15 protein-coding genes and 1 tRNA gene are annotated in these 17,782 nt (G+C 62.6%); 8 read left to right on the top strand and 8 right to left on the bottom strand.

Going from position 1 to position 17,782, the window contains the following annotated elements; all coding sequences use genetic code 11:
- Positions 1–253: 253 nt before the first annotated feature.
- Complete coding sequence (locus ATY76_RS30600) at positions 254–859, bottom strand: TetR/AcrR family transcriptional regulator (protein WP_088678395.1); 606 nt, start codon at positions 857–859, stop codon at positions 254–256.
- Between the two features lie 112 nt (positions 860–971).
- Here ATY76_RS30600 and ATY76_RS30595 point away from each other — a divergent pair, with 112 nt between their 5' ends.
- From ATY76_RS30595 to ATY76_RS30585, 3 genes are all read left to right on the top strand, one after another.
- Positions 972–1,658 (top strand): PspA/IM30 family protein, encoded by a 687-nt coding sequence (locus tag ATY76_RS30595; protein WP_088678394.1) that lies wholly within the window; start codon positions 972–974, stop codon positions 1,656–1,658.
- A 46-nt stretch (positions 1,659–1,704) separates the two neighbouring features.
- On the top strand, positions 1,705–1,986 hold the full coding sequence (locus ATY76_RS30590; protein WP_011424367.1) for a YiaA/YiaB family inner membrane protein: 282 nt from the start codon (positions 1,705–1,707) through the stop codon (positions 1,984–1,986).
- A gap of 94 nt (positions 1,987–2,080) precedes the next feature.
- Entirely contained in the window at positions 2,081–5,476 is a 3,396-nt protein-coding gene (locus tag ATY76_RS30585; protein WP_088678393.1) for an acyl-[ACP]--phospholipid O-acyltransferase, read from the top strand.
- A gap of 350 nt (positions 5,477–5,826) precedes the next feature.
- Here the strand turns inward: ATY76_RS30585 and ATY76_RS30580 are convergent, their stop codons facing one another.
- Genes ATY76_RS30580 through ATY76_RS30570 form a run of 3 tightly spaced genes read right to left on the bottom strand, consistent with a single transcriptional unit; the run spans position 5,827 to position 9,135 of the window.
- Complete coding sequence (locus ATY76_RS30580; protein ID WP_088678392.1) at positions 5,827–6,828, bottom strand: glycine betaine ABC transporter substrate-binding protein; 1,002 nt, start codon at positions 6,826–6,828, stop codon at positions 5,827–5,829.
- 53 nt (positions 6,829–6,881) lie between these two features.
- Positions 6,882–7,997, bottom strand: coding sequence for a mandelate racemase/muconate lactonizing enzyme family protein (locus ATY76_RS30575; RefSeq protein WP_088678391.1), 1,116 nt, complete (start codon positions 7,995–7,997; stop codon positions 6,882–6,884).
- Positions 7,998–8,007: 10 nt separating this feature from the next.
- Complete coding sequence (locus ATY76_RS30570) at positions 8,008–9,135, bottom strand: alcohol dehydrogenase family protein (protein WP_088678390.1); 1,128 nt, start codon at positions 9,133–9,135, stop codon at positions 8,008–8,010.
- A 236-nt stretch (positions 9,136–9,371) separates the two neighbouring features.
- On the opposite strand from ATY76_RS30570, the gene ATY76_RS30565 reads away from it, so the two are divergent.
- Positions 9,372–10,322, top strand: a complete 951-nt coding sequence (locus ATY76_RS30565; RefSeq protein ID WP_088678389.1) for a LysR substrate-binding domain-containing protein — start codon at positions 9,372–9,374, stop codon at positions 10,320–10,322.
- 208 nt (positions 10,323–10,530) lie between these two features.
- Here the strand turns inward: ATY76_RS30565 and ATY76_RS30560 are convergent, their stop codons facing one another.
- Positions 10,531–10,938, bottom strand: coding sequence for a hypothetical protein (locus ATY76_RS30560; RefSeq protein ID WP_088678388.1), 408 nt, complete (start codon positions 10,936–10,938; stop codon positions 10,531–10,533).
- A 263-nt stretch (positions 10,939–11,201) separates the two neighbouring features.
- On the opposite strand from ATY76_RS30560, the gene ATY76_RS30555 reads away from it, so the two are divergent.
- Together ATY76_RS30555 and ATY76_RS30550 are read left to right on the top strand one after the other, a co-directional pair.
- A tRNA-Pro gene (locus ATY76_RS30555) sits at positions 11,202–11,278 on the top strand.
- Positions 11,279–11,627: 349 nt separating this feature from the next.
- Complete coding sequence (locus ATY76_RS30550) at positions 11,628–11,813, top strand: hypothetical protein (RefSeq protein WP_088678387.1); 186 nt, start codon at positions 11,628–11,630, stop codon at positions 11,811–11,813.
- Positions 11,814–12,018: 205 nt separating this feature from the next.
- Here ATY76_RS30550 and ATY76_RS30545 read toward each other — a convergent pair whose 3' ends face one another.
- A complete protein-coding gene (locus tag ATY76_RS30545; protein ID WP_088678386.1) occupies positions 12,019–12,219 on the bottom strand; it encodes a hypothetical protein in 201 nt (66 codons plus the stop codon).
- A 394-nt stretch (positions 12,220–12,613) separates the two neighbouring features.
- A complete protein-coding gene (locus tag ATY76_RS30540) occupies positions 12,614–14,116 on the bottom strand; it encodes a DegQ family serine endoprotease (RefSeq protein WP_088678385.1) in 1,503 nt (500 codons plus the stop codon).
- A 550-nt stretch (positions 14,117–14,666) separates the two neighbouring features.
- On the opposite strand from ATY76_RS30540, the gene ATY76_RS30535 reads away from it, so the two are divergent.
- Entirely contained in the window at positions 14,667–15,704 is a 1,038-nt protein-coding gene (locus ATY76_RS30535; RefSeq protein ID WP_088678384.1) for a LacI family DNA-binding transcriptional regulator, read from the top strand.
- 102 nt (positions 15,705–15,806) lie between these two features.
- Positions 15,807–16,727 carry a LysR family transcriptional regulator gene (locus ATY76_RS30530; protein ID WP_088678383.1) on the top strand — a complete coding sequence of 307 codons (921 nt, stop codon included), beginning with the start codon at positions 15,807–15,809 and terminating at the stop codon, positions 16,725–16,727.
- Between the two features lie 39 nt (positions 16,728–16,766).
- Here the strand turns inward: ATY76_RS30530 and ATY76_RS30525 are convergent, their stop codons facing one another.
- Positions 16,767–17,720 carry an NmrA/HSCARG family protein gene (locus ATY76_RS30525; protein WP_088678596.1) on the bottom strand — a complete coding sequence of 318 codons (954 nt, stop codon included), beginning with the start codon at positions 17,718–17,720 and terminating at the stop codon, positions 16,767–16,769.
- Positions 17,721–17,782: the final 62 nt, after the last annotated feature.

Here is a 17,782-nt window from a genome sequence, read left to right as displayed (position 1 = left end):
ACAATAATTCATCGGGCCAGGATTTAAAAGAGTTATCTCGATAACGGCATCGCTTGTAGGGATATGAGCATCATCAAGTATTCTTGTGCCTAGCTGACGACTTGAGCGAGGCAGATTTGCTGATGGTTGTTTGCTAAATTTATCAATAGTCTGATGCAATGGTAGGCTTACTTGCGGGTGGTGATGTTGCTGTTGATGTTAAGAGTCGATATGCCGCGCTAGCCACGCTCTCACTCACCGCACCCCAACACTGTCATCGCCGCCGCTCCGCTCCCGCCGCAATCGTCTGCACCAGTTCGTCCACCTCGCGCGCCAGCCGTTCCAGCGGCAATCCCACGAAGCGGCCTTCGAGGCTGATGCTGACCACGCCGTGGACGGCGCCGAAGAGGGTGCGGGCGCGGATGGCGCGGTCTTCGGGGGGCATGTCGGGCTGCAGTTCGGCCAGCGGTTCGGCGATCACGTCCATCAGGAAGAGGTGTTCGTCGAGGTGCCATTGCGGCGTCGGGCTGGTGTCGGGGGGGAAGTGGTCGAACAGCGCCTTCCAGAGGTTGCGGTGCTCGACGGCGAAGGCGAGGTAGCCCTGGGCGAGGTTGCGCAGCCGATCGGTCGGGCTTTTGTCGCGGGCTTCGGGCAGGGTCAGCCTGGCTTCCAGCGCCTTCAGCGTCGACGAGTTGACGTGGATGACGAGCTCGGCGAGGTCGGTGAAGACGGTGTAGAGGCCGCCGAGCGCGCAGCCGGCGTCCTGGGTGATGTCGCGGGCGCGCAGATTGGTCAGCCCGTCGCGGGCGATGCGCTCGCGCGCCGCCTCGATCAGCCGCGCCTTCAGGTCCTCGCGTTTTTCTTCTCGCCTGCCGGCCATTAACCATTCCACTTCGATTTTTTTGAACGACGTTCAAAAATTATCTTGAACGTCGTTCATGATTCTGCCATAACGGCACTCGTGAACAACGTTCATAAACCGGAGGCAAGAAATGTTCAAACTGATTTCTATTCTCTTGCGGGGCAGGGCGCATGATGCCGAGCAGGCCTTTGCCGATCGCAACGCCGTGCCGCTGCTCGCCCAGCAGATCCGCGATGCGGCGCAATCGATCCAGTCGGCGCGCCGCAGCGTCGCCGTCGCCATCGCCCAGAACGAGCAGGAGCGGGCGCAGCATCAGACGATCCTCAGCCGCATCGCCGATCTCGAGACCCGCGCCACCGCCGCGCTCAGCAAGGGCAATGAGGGCCTGGCCCGCGAGGCGGCCGAGGCGATCGCCTTTCTCGAAGCCGAGCGTGATGCCTCGGTGGCGGCGCAGGCCCAGTTCACCACATCGATCGGCAAGCTGAAAGCAATCGTGCGCTCCGCCGAGGCGCGGCTGCAGGAGCTGCAGCGCGGCGAGCGGCTGGCCCGCGCCACCGAGCAAGCGCAGAAGCTCGATGTCGTTGTCGCCGGCCCGGGCCTTGCCACCCTCGACGAGGCCGAGGAGACGCTGGCGCGGCTTCGCCTGCGCCAGAGCCAGAACGAGCTGACGGCGGCCGCGCTGAAGGACATGGAAAGCACCACCCGGCCGGCCGGCATCATCGAAAAGCTTGCCAATGCCGGCTGCGGCGCGCCGCTCAGCGCATCGGCCGATGACGTGCTCGCCCGGCTGAAGAGCCGCATCACCCCGGCCGCCTGATTTCATCCATTCGACCAACACCCCTCAAAATTGAAGGATCATTGCCATGAACGACAGTTTCCAGAAACACTCCGCCAGCTGGGTCAGCTTCTCCTACATCTCCTTTGGCGCCGCCGCCTTCATGCTGGCGCTCGGCCTCTATATGATGCCGCTCGATCTCTGGGGCAAAGGCTATCTCGCCATGGGCATCCTGATGCTGGTGCAGACCACGGTGAACATCACCAAGACGCTGCGTGACAATGCCGAATCCGAGAAGCTGATCCGCAAGGTCGAGGATGCCCGCACGGAAAAACTGCTCGTCAAATTCAATCGTAGCGATGAAGATTGATCTTCCTTAACCACAGCGCAGAGTTGTTGCCGCATTCAACCAATGGGTAACAACTCTGTGGCCTTCTCGATCGGCCGAAACAGGGACCAAGCCCGTGCAACACAATCTGATGACGTCAAGGAAATTCGCGCCGCTGTTCTGGACCCAGTTCCTCACGGCCTTCAACGACAATTTTCTGAAGAACACGCTGGTGTTCCTCATTCTCTTCAAGATGTCGGCGAGCGAGGGCGCCGCCCTGGTGACGCTTGCCGGCGTCATCCTCATCGTGCCCTTCCTGCTGCTTTCGGCGCTCGGCGGCGAGCTTGCCGACAAACACGACAAGGCGAAAATTGCCGAACTCCTGAAACGCTGTGAGATCGCCATTGCGGCGCTCGCCGTCGTCGGCCTCGGCTTCTCCTCCATCTTTGTCCTGATGGCGGCCCTCTTCGGCTTCGGCGTCATCTCGGCGCTGTTCGGGCCGATCAAATACGGCATCCTGCCGGATCATCTCGATCGCCGCGACCTGCCGAAGGCCAATGCCTGGATCGAGGGCGGCACCTTCATCGCCATTCTCGCCGGCACGATCATCGCCGCACTGGCTTTTTCAAGCGGCGATAATGTGCTGCTGTTCGGCTCGATGATGATGGGGCTGTCGTTGCTCTGCTGGCTGGCCAGCCGGATGATCCCGCCCACTGGCTCCAAGGCGCCGGATCTTCAGATCGACCGCAATGTCATCCGCTCCAGCTATACGCTCGTCCGGGAAATCCGCGCCGACAAACGGCTGTGGCGCTCGGCGCTGATGAACTGCTGGTTCTGGCTGGTCGGCGCCTTCGTGCTGTCGATCCTGCCGACCATGGTGACCGAGCTGCTCGGCGGCTCCGAGCTCGTCGTTCCCGCCTATCTCACCGTCTTCGCGATCGCCGTCGCCGTCGGCTCCGGCATCGCCGCCTGGATGTCCTCAGGCCGCATCGTGCTGCTGCCGGCCCCTGTCGGCACGGCGCTGCTCGGCCTCTTCAGCCTCGATCTCGCCTGGAACCTCTGGGGCCTGCAGTCTGCCGCCCATGCGACGACGATCCTCGATTTCTTCGCCGGTCAAAACACCATCCGCGTCGCCATCGATCTCGCCGGCATGGCGATCGCGGGCGCCTTCATCGCCGTGCCCACCTTCGCCGCGCTGCAGACCTGGGCGCATGAGGATCGCCGCGCCCGCGTCATCGGTGCCGCCAACGTGCTCTCGGCGCTGTTCATCACCGTCGGCCTCGGCCTCGTCGCCGCCATCCAGGCGCTCGGCGCGTCCATTCCGCAGATTCTGATCGGCCTCGGCATTCTCAATTTCGCGGTCGCCTGGCTGATGCTGAAGACGCTGCCGACCAATCCCTTCCGCGATTTCATCTCGATCCTGTTCCGCGCCTTCATGCGCCTCGAGGTCGAGGGGCTGGAGAATATCAAGAAGGCCGGCCGCGCGCCGATCATCGCGCTGAACCATGTCAGCCTGCTCGACGGGGCCTTGGCGCTCGCCATCACCGAGGAAGAGCCGACCTTCGCCGTCGATTACAAGATCGCCCAGGCCTGGTGGGTGCGGCCTTTCCTGAAAATGTGCAAGTTCCTGCCTCTTGACCCCACAAAGCCGATGGCGACCCGCTCGCTGATCAAGGTGGTGCAGGACGGCAGCCCGATCGGCATCTTCCCCGAGGGCCGCCTGACGGTGACCGGCACGCTGATGAAGGTCTATGATGGTGCCGCCATGGTCGCCGACAAAACCGGCTCGATGGTGGTGCCGGTCAAGATCGACGGGCTGGAGAAGAGCTATCTCTCCTATCTCAGCGACGGCAAGATCCGCCGCCGGCTGTTCCCCAAGGTCAAGGTCACCATTCTCGAGCCGATGAAGCTCGAAGTGCCGGCCGAGTTGAAGGGCCGCAAGCGCCGCACGGCGGCGGGTGCCGCGCTCTATCAGGTGATGTCGAACCTGCTATTCGAGACTGCCGATACCTCGTCGACCGTGCTCGGCCGCGTCATTCAGGCGGCCCAGGAATTCGGCATGAAGAAACTCGCCGTCGAGGATCCGGTCACCGGCAGCCTCACCTATGGCAAGCTCTTGACCGGTGCCGCCGTGCTCGGCGCCAAGTTCCGCGCCCGCTTCCCGGAGGCAAACATCGGCGTCATGCTGCCGAATGCCAATGGCGCCGCCGCCACCATCCTCGGCGTCATGAGCGCGGGCAAGGTGCCGGCCATGCTGAACTTTACCGCGGGTGCTGCCAATATCCTCTCCGCCTGCAAGGCTGCCGAGGTGAAACATGTGCTGACCTCGCGCGCCTTCGTCGCCCAGGCCAAGCTCGGCCCCGTCGTCGAGGAGCTGGAAAAGCAGGTGACGATCGTCTGGCTCGATGATCTGAGAGCCGAGGTGGGCCTCGTCGACAAGATCCGCGGGCTGCTGCGCAAGGGCCGGCCGCTGGTGAAGCGCCGGCCGGATGATCCGGCCGTCATCCTCTTCACCTCGGGTTCGGAGGGCACGCCGAAGGGCGTGGTGCTGAGCCACCGCAACATCCTGTCGAACGCCGCCCAGGCCGCCGCCCGCATCGATTTCCACAGCGGCGACAAGGTGTTCAACATCCTGCCCGTTTTCCATTCCTTCGGGCTGACGGCCGGCACCGTGCTGCCGCTGATATCAGGCGTGCCGGTCTATTTCTATCCGTCGCCGCTGCATTACCGCATCGTGCCGGAGCTGATCTATGTCTCCAACGCCACGATCATCTTCGGCACCGATACCTTCCTCAACGGTTATGCCCGGACCGCGCATCCCTACGATTTCCGCTCGATCCGCTATATTTTCTCCGGCGCCGAGCCGGTCAAGGCTTCGACCCGCAACACCTATATGGAAAAATTCGGCCTGCGCATTCTCGAAGGCTACGGCGTCACCGAGACGGCGCCGGTGATTTCGATCAACACGCCGATGTACAACCGCTCCGGCACGGTCGGCAAAATCCTGCCGGGCATGGAATGGAAGCTCGAACCGGTGCCCGGCATCGATGAGGGCGGCCGGCTGCATGTGCGAGGCGCCAATGTCATGGCCGGTTATCTCCGTGCCGAAAAGCCCGGCGTGCTGGAGCCGCTCGCCGATGGCTGGCACGACACCGGCGACATCGTCACCATCGACGAGGACGGCTTCGTCAAGATCCGCGGCCGCGCCAAGCGCTTCGCCAAGATCGGCGGCGAAATGATCTCGCTCGCCGCCGTCGAAACGCTGGCCGCCGAACTCTGGCCCGGCGCGCTCTCGGTCGTCTCGTCGCTGCCCGACCCCAAGAAGGGCGAGCGCCTGGTGCTGCTGACCGACGCCCCGACCGCCACCCGCGCCGAATTCCTCGCCTTCGCCAAGTCGAAGGGCGCGATGGACATGATGGTGCCGGCCGAGGTCAATATCGGCAAGGTGCCGGTGCTGGGTTCCGGCAAGGTCGATTTCGTCGCGGCGCGCAAGCTGGCGGAGAGTGTGGCTGAGAAGGGGGAGGCGGCGTAGGCGGACATGGGTCCCGGGCGCGTCGCGTCCTGTGGTACCCTTCCGCCCTGCCGGGCATCTCGCCCACAAAGGGGAGATCGGCAGGAGGCCAAGGCTTCCCCAAACAATCGCAAATGGGCATGAGAATGTTGGCAAATAGGGACGAAGGCCTCACTCCCAGCCGATCTTCCCCCTTGTGGGGGAGATGTCCGGCAGGACAGAGGGGGCGCCGCCACGCAAGCTAGAAGCGTCCGCCGAAGAACGAGGAGAAGAAACACACCTTACGAACAGAGGGATCGCGGCATGTCCCTTCTCCCCTGGAGAAGGCGGCGGCAGCCGGATTAGGCGGTCGCCAACCTTTTCCTGACGTGTCAAAGCGCGGCTTTGACTTTCTCGGCGACGTCGGCCGGGACCCATGGCGACCAGATCGCTTCGTTTTCCTCGAGGAAGTGCTTGGCGCCGTCTTCGCCGGTCGCCTGGTTTTCCGTTTCCCAGGCCATGAGCTTGCCGACCGTGTCATTGCTCCAGCCGCGTTTGCCGAAATAGGCCATGACTTCGGGGCTGGTGCGATCGGCGAATTTCTTGGTGACGACGGTCATCACCTTGTCGACCGGCCAGTCGGCCACCTTCGGATCGGGGCAGGCGAGGTTGGTGATGCAGCGCTTCCATTCGACGGCATCGGGCGCGCCGTTCTGCTTGAGCTTCACCATTTCATATTTGCCGAGCAGCGCCGTCGGCGCCCAGTAATAGGTGATGAAGCCTTGCTTGCGTTCATAGGCCTTGGCGATCGCGCCATCGAGGCCGGCCGCCGAGCCGGGGTTCATCAGGTTGAAGCCCTTGTCGGCGGCCTTGTAGGCCTTGAACAGTTGCGTCGTCACGACGGTCGCGCCCCAGCCTTCGGCGCCGTTGAAGATCACGCCCTTGCTCGGGTCTTCCGGGTCGGGAAAGAGGTCGGGATGGGCAAGAGCGTCCTCGACGGTCTTGATGTCGGGATGGGCGTCGGCGAGATATTTCGGGATCCACCAGCCCTGAATGCCGCCATCGGGAAGGGCCGGGGCGCCGAAGACGATCTTGCCGTCCTGAACGCCGCGCGGAACGATCTCGGGCAAGAGGTCGACCCAGGTTTCGGACGAGACGTCGGGCTGGCTCTTCTCCACCATCGATGTCGTGGTCGGCACCGTATCGCCGGGAACGGTCTCGACCTTGCAGCCGTAACCATTCTCGAGGATGAACTTGTCGACGAAGGTCAGGACTTCGGCGCTCTGCACATTGTGCACGGCGAGCACGACATCGCCGCATTCGGCCGCGTGCGACAGCGATGCGCCGCCGGCAAGGCCGGCCAGCAGACATGTGGATGCAAGCAGTTTTTTCATTTTCGTTCCCTCTTTTTGCGGCGTCGGATAGAACAGGGCGCCGCGTCTCCTGTTTAGAAGTAGCTTGCCACCGGCTCTCCGAGCACTTCGAGGCGCGGCGCAATCCCAAGCCCGGGTGCGGTGGGCGCTGTGACGCGGCCGTTGCGCACAGTAAAATCGCCGTCGGCGGTCTTGATCGCGACGATGTCTCGGCATTCGAGCACGCAGCGCAGGTTCTTTTCCGGCACCGTCTGGCCGAGATGGACGATGGCCGCGAAGGCGATATCCGAACCCGTCGTTTCCTGGACGCTGACGGTGTAGCCGGCGGCGACCGAAATATCGCGATGGCGGCGGCCGCGGGTCAGCCCGCCATTCTTGGAGATCTTCAGGCCGATGCCTTCGGCGGCGTCGTCGCTGATCAACTGGGCAATCGCCGCATCATCCGTCGCCAATTCGTCGAAGATGATCGGCACATCCGTGCGCCGGCGCAGCGACATGCATTCGCGCCAGGTCGTGCAGGGGGCTTCGAGCACGAAATCGAGCCCGGCCGGCAAGAGCCGCAGCATGCGAAGTGCGGTTTCCACAGTCATGCCGCCATTGGCATCGACGATGAAGAATTCGCCGGGCCGCTTGTCGGCGAGCGAGGCGGCAATTCGGGCGGCGTCGACGGCCGGCTCGTCGCCGATCTTGACCGAATGGGCGATGTAACCGAGCTGGCGATGCTCGGCGACACGCCGGCGCATATCGTCCGCATCGCCCATATAGATCGACGAGATCACCGGCATCTCGACGTCGGTGCGCCCGCCGAGCAGCTCGCAGACGGGCAGACCGACCGATTTGCCGAAGAGATCCCAGCAGGCGACGTCGAGCGCCGTCTTGGCATGCAGATGCCCGACCAGCGCCTGGTCCATGGCATCGTTGATGCGGTCGACGCGGCGGGGATCGAGCCCGATCAGACCAGGCGCGATTTCGGCGATGCCGGCGCGCACGCCGAGCGCATGCGAGGCAATATAGGTCGCGCCGAACGGTGTGCTCTCGCCCCAGCCCTCCAGCCCGTTCTGCGTCGTGATCCTGACGATCGTCGCATCAAAGCTTCGGTATTCGCGCCCGCCCGACAGCCGGTAGACGCCGCCCCGGTAGGGCAGATCGACCTTGAAGACATCGATTTTTTCGATTTTGAGTTCGCTCATGTTGGTTCTTCTATTCAGGGATGACGAGGACAAGCTTGCCGGCGATGCGCTTCGACAGGAAATCCCGCTGCGCCTCGACGATCTCGCTCAGGGGATAGGTTTTGCCGACGAGCGGCCTGATTTCGCAGCGCTCGACATAGGAGACGAGGTTTTCGAAAACGGCATCCTCCTGGAAGGTGCAGCCGAAGAAAGTCAGGTCCTTGAGATAGAGCGTCCTGACGCCGAGCTCGACGATCGGCCCGGCGATGGCGCCGGCAACGGCATAGCGCCCGCCCTTTTTCAGAACATCAAGCAGCTCGCCGAAGGAGGGCCCGGCGGCGACATCGAGGACGACGTCGACCGTCTCCCGGCCGAGCCCAGCGACGATGCTTTCGCCGCGCGCAAGCACCGTGTCGGCGCCGATCGCCAGCAATTGCTGGGCCTTGTCGGGGCTGGCGATCGCCGTGACGGTGGCGCCGCGGCGCTTCGCCAGCTGGATCGCCGCCGAACCGACGCCGCCCGAGGCGCCGGCGATCAGCACGTGCTCGCCGGCACCGACGGCCGCGCGGTGCAGCATGCCCTCGGCGGTGGAATAGGCGCAGGGCAGCGACGCCAGCTCGACATCGCTCCAGTCGCAATCGACCCTGTAAGTCTCGCGCGCCGGCGCCACCGCATATTGGGCAAAGCCGCCGTCGCATTCCGAGCCGAAAGTCCAGCATTCGAACGGGCGGTAATCGACATGGGAGCGCAGCATGTTGCGCACCAGCACCCGCTCGCCGATCCGGCCGGGATCGACACCGTCTCCGACATCGACGATGTGCCCGCAGCAATCGGCCCCCTGGATGCGGGGAAAGGCGAGCGGCACGCCCGACCAGCTGGCGTCGGCGTCCTCTGCCGACTGGAAGCCCGTCGCCCCGCCGCTTTCCGTGGCTGTTGTCACCGCCTTGGAGTACCAGCCGATGCGGGTATTGATGTCGGTGTTGTTGATGCCGGCCGCGGTAACGCGGATCAGCACCTCGCCGGCTTTGGCCCGGGGAAGCGGAATGTCCTCGCGATATTCGAGTTTCTCGAAGCCGCCGTGGCCGGTGAGGAGAACGCCCTTCATCCGCTCGGGCAGCCCTTGCGCCGCCGGCTTCGACCTTGTCGTCTCGATGTTCATGCTTGTTCGGGACCTCGAAAATAGCGTCGCCCAACGCGCGGCCGGGCACCGGACGGGCGTCTTTTCCTCGCGACATGCTGTTTATGGGTCGCATGAAAACGGCAGGCAGGCCTTGAAGGCAAGACTCATAAAAATCCGGCATGCGTTGAGCTGAGATCAAGACAGGGCGGTTTGCTCGCGTTATCATGGCGGAAATATCAACCCGCGCCCCCAGGCGCCGAGATGGGGAGAGATCAATGGTCCGTCGTTTCTATGGCCTGCCGTCCCTGACCGCCCTTGCCACTTTCGAGGCCTCCGCCCGGCACGGCAATTTCACTTTGGCGGCGGCCGAGCTCAACGTCACGACAGGGGCCGTCAGCCGGCAGATCAAGTCGATCGAGCAGGAGCTCGGGGTCGCCCTGTTCGTGCGCACCGGCAAAGGCGTGATGCTGACCGCACCGGCCGAGGAATTGCATCGGGCGCTGGCAAGCGGTTTCAGCAGGGCCTCCGAAGTGGTCAATTCGATCAAGCAGGGAAACAGCGCCCGCAATGTCACTATTGCCTGCAGCGAAGTGTTCGGGTCGATGTGGCTTATTCCCCGCATGCCGGATTTCTGGAGGCGCTTCACCGATATATCGGTCGATCACCTGATCGGCGACAACTTCAAGGTTTTCCGCCGATCGGAGCTGGAGCTGCGCATCCGCTACGGATCGGGCAAATGGATCGACGAGACGGCGGAATTGCTGTTCGACGATTGTCTTTATCCGGTCTGCAGCCCCGGTTTCGCCGAACGGCATGCCGGCGCCACGGCTGCCGATCTTACTGATCTGCCGCTGTTGAATGTCGAATGGGTCGAGCCCGGCTGGACCGGCTGGGAAGAAGTGCTGTTGCGCGCCGGCGTGCCCTATCGCGCCGTCAGCGGCAGACGGTTCGGCAAGTTCAGCGTGGCGCTGCAGGCGGCTATGGCCGACCAGGGGCTGGTTGTCGGCTGGCACCGCCTGGTCGGGCCGCTCGTCGAAAAGGGAGATCTGGTGCGCTTCACCGATTTGGTCGTTCCCGACCCGGGGGCCTATTACCTCACCTGGAGCAGCCGTCGCGCGCTTCCTCCCGCCGCCGTGGCGCTGCGCGACTGGATCAGGATGCTCGCCGAAGAGGAAAGAAAAGCACCGACGCCCCGCAGCGCGGCAATGTCCCGAAAACCGTCCTGATGGTCGCTTTCGTCCGATGCGCGGTCTGACTCCGATAGCGTATCGCCTCGACAAAGGCGGCCGTCCTCGGGCGTCGACCCGAGAACGTCACAGCGTTACCCTCAACCGCCGCATTCCTGTGACGACCGCAGCGGGAGGTTGAGCGTGGCAGCAGCCGGAAGGGGCCGGTCACGGTCTCAGATATCAGTGCCCTCGGACAGCCCGTCCGCTATTTCTGTTCCGGCGCCAGGAACTCCGCGCAATAGGACGGGCCGTTGACGCCGGGAATGTCGGCGACGGTGCGGATGTCGCGGATCGTGTAGTCGGAATTGGTGGTGATTTCGGCCTGGCAGCGCAGATAGGCGGTGCGGGCGGCGGAGATCTGCTTGCCGCGCTTGCCATCGGCGCCTTCGGCATATTTCGCGGGAATGCGCACGGTCTTGTAGCCGCCGCGCCAGGTATAGATGGTGGACGAGCCTTCCTCGCGGTCGCTGATCGGCGGCCCGAAGGCGGCGAAGAAGATGCCGGCCGACTTGCCGACCCAGCGGGCCTCGATCGGATTGCCGGCGGAAGGAATGGTCGTGCATCCGGCAAGCGCAATTGCAAGCCCGGCCGCGGTCATAATGCGGAGTTTCATCGTGTCGTCCCTGATCTCAAGCGCAGTGGCTGCGAAGCCGCCGTCGCGGCGGTTTCGCCTGTCCCGCCGAGCCCTTTAGCGCGGAACCCGGCAAAAGAAAATTGCCCGTTCGACACTTCCGCTCAATTTGCGCCGGGTGTGTCTTTTTGCAGCAGTAGCCACCCTTCGTGGCCTGTCACGCCCTTGTCAAAAATTCCGTCGAATTTTTGGAATTAGGTGCTTGTGCAACCAGATAGGCTGTTCTATAGAAGCGCCGCTGGTCACGGAGTGTAGCGCAGTCTGGTAGCGCACCACGTTCGGGACGTGGGGGTCGAGTGTTCGAATCACTCCACTCCGACCAGCTGTAACCCTTGCAGTATAGGGGTTTTCACTCCCGAATCGACTTCCTCGCAAAAGCCATTTTCAAATCAACGGACCGAATGCGGACCGATTGATGTTCCGGACCGCTTAGAGAGTGTTTACGGCCTGCTTTTGGAAGTCCGGCCTCGCGTGCGGATAGATTAGTTTTCCGCTGTCATCCCCAAAGACGCTGCTAGTGTCCTGCAGCAGCCTCGACGCTTCAAACCCCTCCGCAGTGCGTCGATGTCAGCACCTCGTCGCCCGCCGTTGCCGCGTCAGAGTTTTAAATTTTAGACATCGCTAACGAACAAATCGGCGGCCTGATGGTTCTCCTTCCAGGAGGAATAGCCATGAAGACCATGAATAATCGCCAAGTTCGTATCCCCGGCCCACGCGAGCACGATGTTGCGGAGCATTGCCGCAAGTTCGGGATCGGTCCGGCGGAAGAGAAGAAGCTGAAGAAGCTACTGGGCCATCGGGCGCCGCTTCATGAGATTCAGGCCAATGCTCCGCCGCGGCAGCCAAGGTGGCGTTAGGCTGAGAGCCGTCTCGAAGCAGGGTGGCTTGCGAGCGCTGCGAACGACTCTCGTCCTTGGTCTCTCTCGTCTGAACTCTGGCCGTATTGGGCGTTTGAGCCTCGGGATCGGGAGGCTGGTTTCGTCTCCTGTGCCACTGCTCGCCCCTCGCAGCGCAGTCTACCGACGCCTCATCGCAGCGTCGAGATGCGGACTGGAATGCGCATCAGTGGCGTGGCTGACGCGACAGCATGAGAATGTAGTCGTCGGCGATATCGGCAACCACCATGGCCGCTTCTGCAGGCGAATACCCCTCGCTGACGGCGTCGCTGACGATCTTCATCACGGCTGCTTCAAGCGCTTCGCGGCAATCGGACAGAGTCTCGGCTTGCGGGCGTTTAGCGCGAAATTCCAATACGTTGTTCATGGCATACCCTCCGTTTGAATTGCTGAGCCATGCGCAGAAGCTCGCCTTCTCGGGAAGGTTCGAGCGGTGGTCCCGGTGGCGTTCCGCTCTTGGGGACCAGAATGATTATCGCAAGGCTACGATGGCACAGGGGGCGTGGTATTCAAGCGGATGCTGATATTAAGGTAAGCCGGTAGGGTTAATTCAGCCAGAGATTGTGCATCGGCGTTTGGGTGAGGATGTCAGGCAACGGTGCAACGCCTGCTCCTCTGTCATTTTCCTGGACAGATGCGCACTCTTTCTGCACCGAGGCTGGACATTTCGCGCTCCGACGACGGGCATGACATTAACGCTTGCGCCGCCGGAAAAGCCCCGCTTCCGTGGGCTTTTCCTTGTCAGGATCCCGCAGTCTAGACTAGCTCGCCGCGAACGGCACCGCGACGAAGGTCTTGTTGCCGTCGCGTTCGATGAGCAGCAGCACGGACTTGCGGCCGGCCTTGCCGGCTTCCGCGACCGCGGCCTTGACGTCGCGGGCGTTGTGGACCGATTTGTCGTTCACGGAGACGATGACGTCGCCCGACTGGATGCCGGCGGCGGCGGCCGCCTTGTCGGGATTGACGTTGGCGACCACTGCGCCGCTGACGGAGCGCGGCAGGTCGAGCTGCTGGCGCACATCGGACGTCAGGTCGGCGAGACCGATGCCGAGGCTCGGCTGGCCGGCGCTCTGGCTCTCGCTGCCGGGGCTCTCGGCTGCGGCCTGTTTCTGGGTGTTCTCATTGCCGCCGACGGTGACGGCGAGATCGATCGTCTTGCCGTCGCGCCAGACACTGACGGATTCCTTGGCGCCCGGCGAAAGGTCGGCGACGAGGCGCGACAGGTCTTTCGGCGTCTTCACCGTTTCGCTGCCGACGGCGGTTATGATGTCGCCGGACTTCAGGCCGGCCCGTGCCGCCGGTGTATCGGCGGTGACGGCGGCAACCAGCGCGCCGCCGGTCTTGGCGAGGCCGACGGCATCGGCGACATCCTTCGTCACCGGCTGGATCTGCACGCCGAGATAGCCGTGATCGATCGAGCCGTCCTTCTGCAGCTTGGCGACGATCGCCTTGGCCTCGTCGGAAGGAATGGCAAAGCCGACGCCGACGCTGCCGCCGTTCGGCGAGTAGATGGCGGTGTTGATGCCGACGACATTGCCCTCGCGATCGACGAGCGGTCCGCCTGAGTTGCCATGGTTGATCGGCGCGTCGATCTGGATGAAATCGTCATAGGGTCCGCTATGCAGGTCGCGGCCACGCGCCGAGACGATGCCGGCCGTCACCGTGGTGCCGATGCCGAAGGGGTTGCCGATCGCAAGGATCTGGTCGCCGAGCTTCAGCTTGTCGGAATCGCCCCAGGCAATGGTTTGAAGCGGCTTGCCCGCCTGGATCTTCAACACGGCGATGTCGGATTTCGGGTCGGTGCCGATGAGTTTGGCCGGAAGCTCCGTGCCGTCGTCCAGCGTCACCTTGATGTCGACGGCATTGTCGATGACATGATTGTTGGTGACGATCACCCCGTCGGAGCTGATGATGAAGCCGGAGCCGAGCGCCATCGCATGTTCTGAACCTCGGTGTTGCGGCGCCGGGTGCGGCAGCGGGATGCCCTGGTCTTCGAAGAACTGGCGGAACTGCTCGTCCATCGGCGATTCCTGATCGGCGCTGACATCGGTCGCCTTCATCGTCGTGGTGACGGTGACGACGGCAGGCTTGTCCGCGTCGACGATGGAGGCGAAGGAACCGCTGGCGGCAAGAATCCCGCCGGTATCCGAAGGCGCGGCAAAGGCGCTGGACGAGTTGATGGCGAAAGGCAGGCATGCCGCGCCGGCGATGACGGCGGCGCCGACAAGCGCTGCGGCGCGATGTTTGCTGAGAATATGTGACATGGTGAGGGTCCCTTGCGAGAGCGTTGGCTTTTTATGGCGTCGTGGTTCCATGTCATGGACCTGGCGTCGGATGGCGTATGGGCGCCAATTCCTCTGTTCGGAACGCGCTGTCGTCGAGGCGGTGTGGCGACGGGAGGGAATAGAAGAATTCGCGCTGAAGATTCATATGATCCCGTCAGGATGATTTGCAAATTAAATATTGATCATGTTTATATTGCCGATTTGTAAGACATTACTGGAGTTTAAGCTTTCTTCCCGATGCTTCTGGTTCGGTCGCTCAGGCACGGAATCTCCCGGCGCAGTTTGCGCCTGCATCGCGATCCCGGCGATTTCTTCCAAAATAAAACGGACTTACGCCTTGGCCGGTGATCCGATCGTCTCAAGCTCGCGTAATTTTCCGACGGACGGAACGGCTGCTCTCGATGAAAGTTATATTTCGCGACGGCAGTGCGAATATAAAATGTTAGTAGACTCTAAATTATTTCTTCTTCAGAAAGTAAGGGACTGCGAATCGAGGGCAGGCGAGTCTCGCGGCGGCTTATGAGGCGTGATGGTAAAGGCAGGTGAGCCGGGGCGTAAGCCCAGGCGCGGGGCGCATGTGAAGCTCAGCGATGTGGCGAAGAAGGTGGGCGTCAGTCCCATCACCATTTCGCGCGCGCTTCGCAATCCTGAAATCGTTTCCGAGGACCTGCGCGAGGTGATCCTGCGCACGGTGGAGGAGATGGGTTACATCCCCAATCTCGCCGCCCGGGCACTTGCCGGCCGTCACAACGGCATCGTCGGTGTCATCACGCCCGCCTTGCACCAGTATGGCTTCACCGGGCTGATGGTCGGTATCGAGGACCGCTTCCGCAACACCGAGTTCACGGTTCAATATTCCAGTACGCTGCACCACGTCGAGGGAGAGGCCGGCCTGCTGAAATCCTTCCTGACGCAGAAGCCGGCCGGCGTTATCATCGCCGGCGCCGAATCCTATCGGGACCTTCTGTCGCTGATCGACAGCGCCGCCTGTCCAATCGCCCATATCACCGATCTCAGCCAGGAGCCGCAAACCCTGGTCGTCGGCCTCGATCACTATACGGCAGGCGCCGAACCCACCCGTTTTCTGCTGTCGAGGGGCTATAGGAAGATCGCCTTCATGGGCCGCGGCGCCGATGTCCGCTCGCGACGCCGCATTGAAGGCTATGAGGCTGTGATGCGGGAAGCCGGATGTTTCGATCCGGATCTCGTCATCGGCGGGGATGCCGCGAGCCGCACCGGCCTCGGCAGGGAGCTGTTTTCCCGCCTGTTGGAGCGTGTGCCTGAGATCGATGCCGTCTTTGCCCAGAGCGACGAACTGGCGCTCGGCGTCCTCATCGAATGCAAGGAGCGCGGCATCCGCGTGCCGGAGGATATCGGCATCTGCGGCTTCAACGATCTGGAATTTTCGCCCTTCGTCGAGCCATCTCTGACCTCTGTGCATATCCCGCGCTACGATATCGGCTACCGCGTCGCCGACATGCTGCTGCACGCCATCCGCGAGGAGCCGCTGGTTGCAGACAAGGCCGACTTAGGCTTTACCATTATTCCGCGGGGTTCGACGCGGTAATCGGCCAGACATCGCGGCAACAGACGTGGAGCCGAGCCTTGCTGCTAGGCACGGTCAGGATTATTCCGTATATGAACGCAATGACGATCGCCGTGCCGAACAATGGATAAGACGGGACTGTTTTTCGACAGGATGCGCACCTTCGTTCGCGTCGCCGAGCGCGGCAACCTGTCAATGGTTGCAAAGGAACTGGGCATCGGCCAATCCACCGTGACGCGGCACCTCAATGAACTCGAGGAGACTGTCGGCGTGGCCCTCCTCAGCCGCACCACGCGCCGCGTTACCCTGACGGAAGAAGGCAGTCGCTATTATACCAACTGCCTTCAGATATTGCGCCTGGTCGAACAGGCGGCTGAAGAAGCCAGAGCTGCACGTCAGGCGCCGGCTGGCGCGGTTCGCCTTTCCTGCACGGCAGCGCTTGGCGTCATGCATGTCACGCGCATGATCTTTGACTTCCAGGACAGGCATCCGGATATCCGCGTCGACCTCAATCTGACGGACGAGCGTATCGACCTGGTTCGCGAAGGCGTTGACGTGGCGCTGCGTCTTGGACCGCTCGCCGACAGCTCGATGAAACTTCATGCAGTCGGCGAGAGCCAGCGGCTGCTGGTCGGCGCTCCGGCTTATCTGTCCGTCCGGGGACGGCCGGAGCGTCCGGCCGATCTGTCACGCTACGAAACCATCGTGATGTCCAATGTGGCAGGCAGCAATCAGCTGCTGCTTTCCGCTTCCGATGGCACAAGTCTGGTCGTTCCGGTTAGCGGCCGGCTGCGCGTCGACCACGGGCTTGCGGCGCGCGAAGCCCTTGCTGCCGGACGCGGCATCGGCCCGACCCATCTCTGGCTGGTTCACGATCTTCTGGACGATGGCCGGCTCGAGGTGGTGCTCGGAGACTATCGGCCTTCGCCAGTCCCGGTGAGCTTGCTGATCGTGCCGGAGCGTGCCGCCATTGCCCGCGTTCGCCTCCTCGTCGACTTTCTTGCCGCCGAGATTGCCAAGCTGCCGGGAATCCGGCCATCGTAAGTCTCTGTTTTCAATCATGCCGCTATTGCGAGACGGGCTTTAGCCTCCAAAAGACCGCTTGTCGCCGCGCCAGCCCGACGTCCGCAGAAACTGCTCCCAGTTGAGCGTCTCCGGCGCCAGGCGACGGCTCCATTCGAGATCGTGCTCCTTGCCGAAATAACCGTACTCGACAGCATATTCGACCATTCCGAGAAGCTCTCGAACGAAAAATTCGTTGGCGGCAAACTCCGGAAAATAGGCGAGCAGCCCGTCCCTGGTGAAAGCACTGCGATACTCGGCCTTGATGCCGGTCACGCGTTGAAAGGTTTCGACCATCTGCCGCGGCGAAATGATATCGCCGACCACCGGCAGTGTTTTGCCGTTATAGCGCTCGGGGTGTGAGAAGATCTCCAGGACTACAGGCCCGGTCGCCGTCAGCGGATCGACAAAAGGTGCGGCGAAATCTTCAGGAAGATAAATCGGCAGGAGCAGGGTGTCGCCTTCCATGCGCGGGGCATAATATTCGAGAAGATTGGTGTAGAAAAATGCTAGCATGATGAAGGAATGCGAGATCGGCAGGCCGCGAATGTAATCTGCAACGCGCGCCTTATCGGTAAAATGCGGCGCATATTTCGTCCCACCGGTGATCTTGTCGACATTCTCAAGCGTGCTGAAAACAATGTGCTGAACGCCGGCCTCGACGGCTGCATCCGCCAATTGCCGCCCGAGAGGCGCCTCGATTGTCTCCGGCGGGGCGATCGGCGGCGTCATGAGAAACGCGCCATGCGCGCCCTTGAAGGCAGCAACGAGATCGTTCTGGCGGCCAAGTTCGAGCGGCATCGTGACGATCTCGGCGCCGAGCTTCTCGAGACGCAAGGCTTCCGGCGAATCCTTTCTGCGCGTGAAAGCACGGACGCGGAAGCGCTGGCTTACAAGAAGTGACTCAACGACGCTGCGCCCCTGTTTGCTCGTTGCACCTGTAACCGCGATCAACGGCTTGTTGTCTGTAGACATGGCTTTCATCCTTTCCCTGTCGCTCGCCGCCGACCGGAGCGGCAGGCGTCTCTACAAAGCAG

Origin of the sequence: Rhizobium sp. R339 (assembly GCF_002211395.1) — a bacterium.
Classification (GTDB): domain Bacteria; phylum Pseudomonadota; class Alphaproteobacteria; order Rhizobiales; family Rhizobiaceae; genus Rhizobium.
The sequence above is the reverse complement of the archived record's forward strand: the minus strand, read 5'-3'. Positions and strand labels throughout refer to the sequence as shown.

Bases quoted from the DNA above. Each gene is read 5' to 3' on its own strand.
- ATY76_RS30590 (WP_011424367.1), top strand. From the start codon at position 1,705: ATGAACGACAGTTTCCAGAAACACTCCGCCAGCTGGGTCAGCTTCTCC.
- ATY76_RS30565 (WP_088678389.1), top strand. From the start codon at position 9,372: ATGGTCCGTCGTTTCTATGGCCTGCCGTCCCTGACCGCCCTTGCCACT.
- ATY76_RS30570 (WP_088678390.1), bottom strand. From the start codon at position 9,135: ATGAACATCGAGACGACAAGGTCGAAGCCGGCGGCGCAAGGGCTGCCC.
- ATY76_RS30600 (WP_088678395.1), bottom strand. From the start codon at position 859: ATGGCCGGCAGGCGAGAAGAAAAACGCGAGGACCTGAAGGCGCGGCTG.
- ATY76_RS30530 (WP_088678383.1), top strand. From the start codon at position 15,807: ATGGATAAGACGGGACTGTTTTTCGACAGGATGCGCACCTTCGTTCGC.
- ATY76_RS30545 (WP_088678386.1), bottom strand. From the start codon at position 12,219: ATGAACAACGTATTGGAATTTCGCGCTAAACGCCCGCAAGCCGAGACT.
- ATY76_RS30550 (WP_088678387.1), top strand. From the start codon at position 11,628: ATGAAGACCATGAATAATCGCCAAGTTCGTATCCCCGGCCCACGCGAG.
- ATY76_RS30535 (WP_088678384.1), top strand. From the start codon at position 14,667: ATGGTAAAGGCAGGTGAGCCGGGGCGTAAGCCCAGGCGCGGGGCGCAT.
- ATY76_RS30560 (WP_088678388.1), bottom strand. From the start codon at position 10,938: ATGAAACTCCGCATTATGACCGCGGCCGGGCTTGCAATTGCGCTTGCC.
- ATY76_RS30525 (WP_088678596.1), bottom strand. From the start codon at position 17,720: ATGTCTACAGACAACAAGCCGTTGATCGCGGTTACAGGTGCAACGAGC.
- ATY76_RS30540 (WP_088678385.1), bottom strand. From the start codon at position 14,116: ATGTCACATATTCTCAGCAAACATCGCGCCGCAGCGCTTGTCGGCGCC.
- ATY76_RS30580 (WP_088678392.1), bottom strand. From the start codon at position 6,828: ATGAAAAAACTGCTTGCATCCACATGTCTGCTGGCCGGCCTTGCCGGC.
- ATY76_RS30575 (WP_088678391.1), bottom strand. From the start codon at position 7,997: ATGAGCGAACTCAAAATCGAAAAAATCGATGTCTTCAAGGTCGATCTG.
- ATY76_RS30595 (WP_088678394.1), top strand. From the start codon at position 972: ATGTTCAAACTGATTTCTATTCTCTTGCGGGGCAGGGCGCATGATGCC.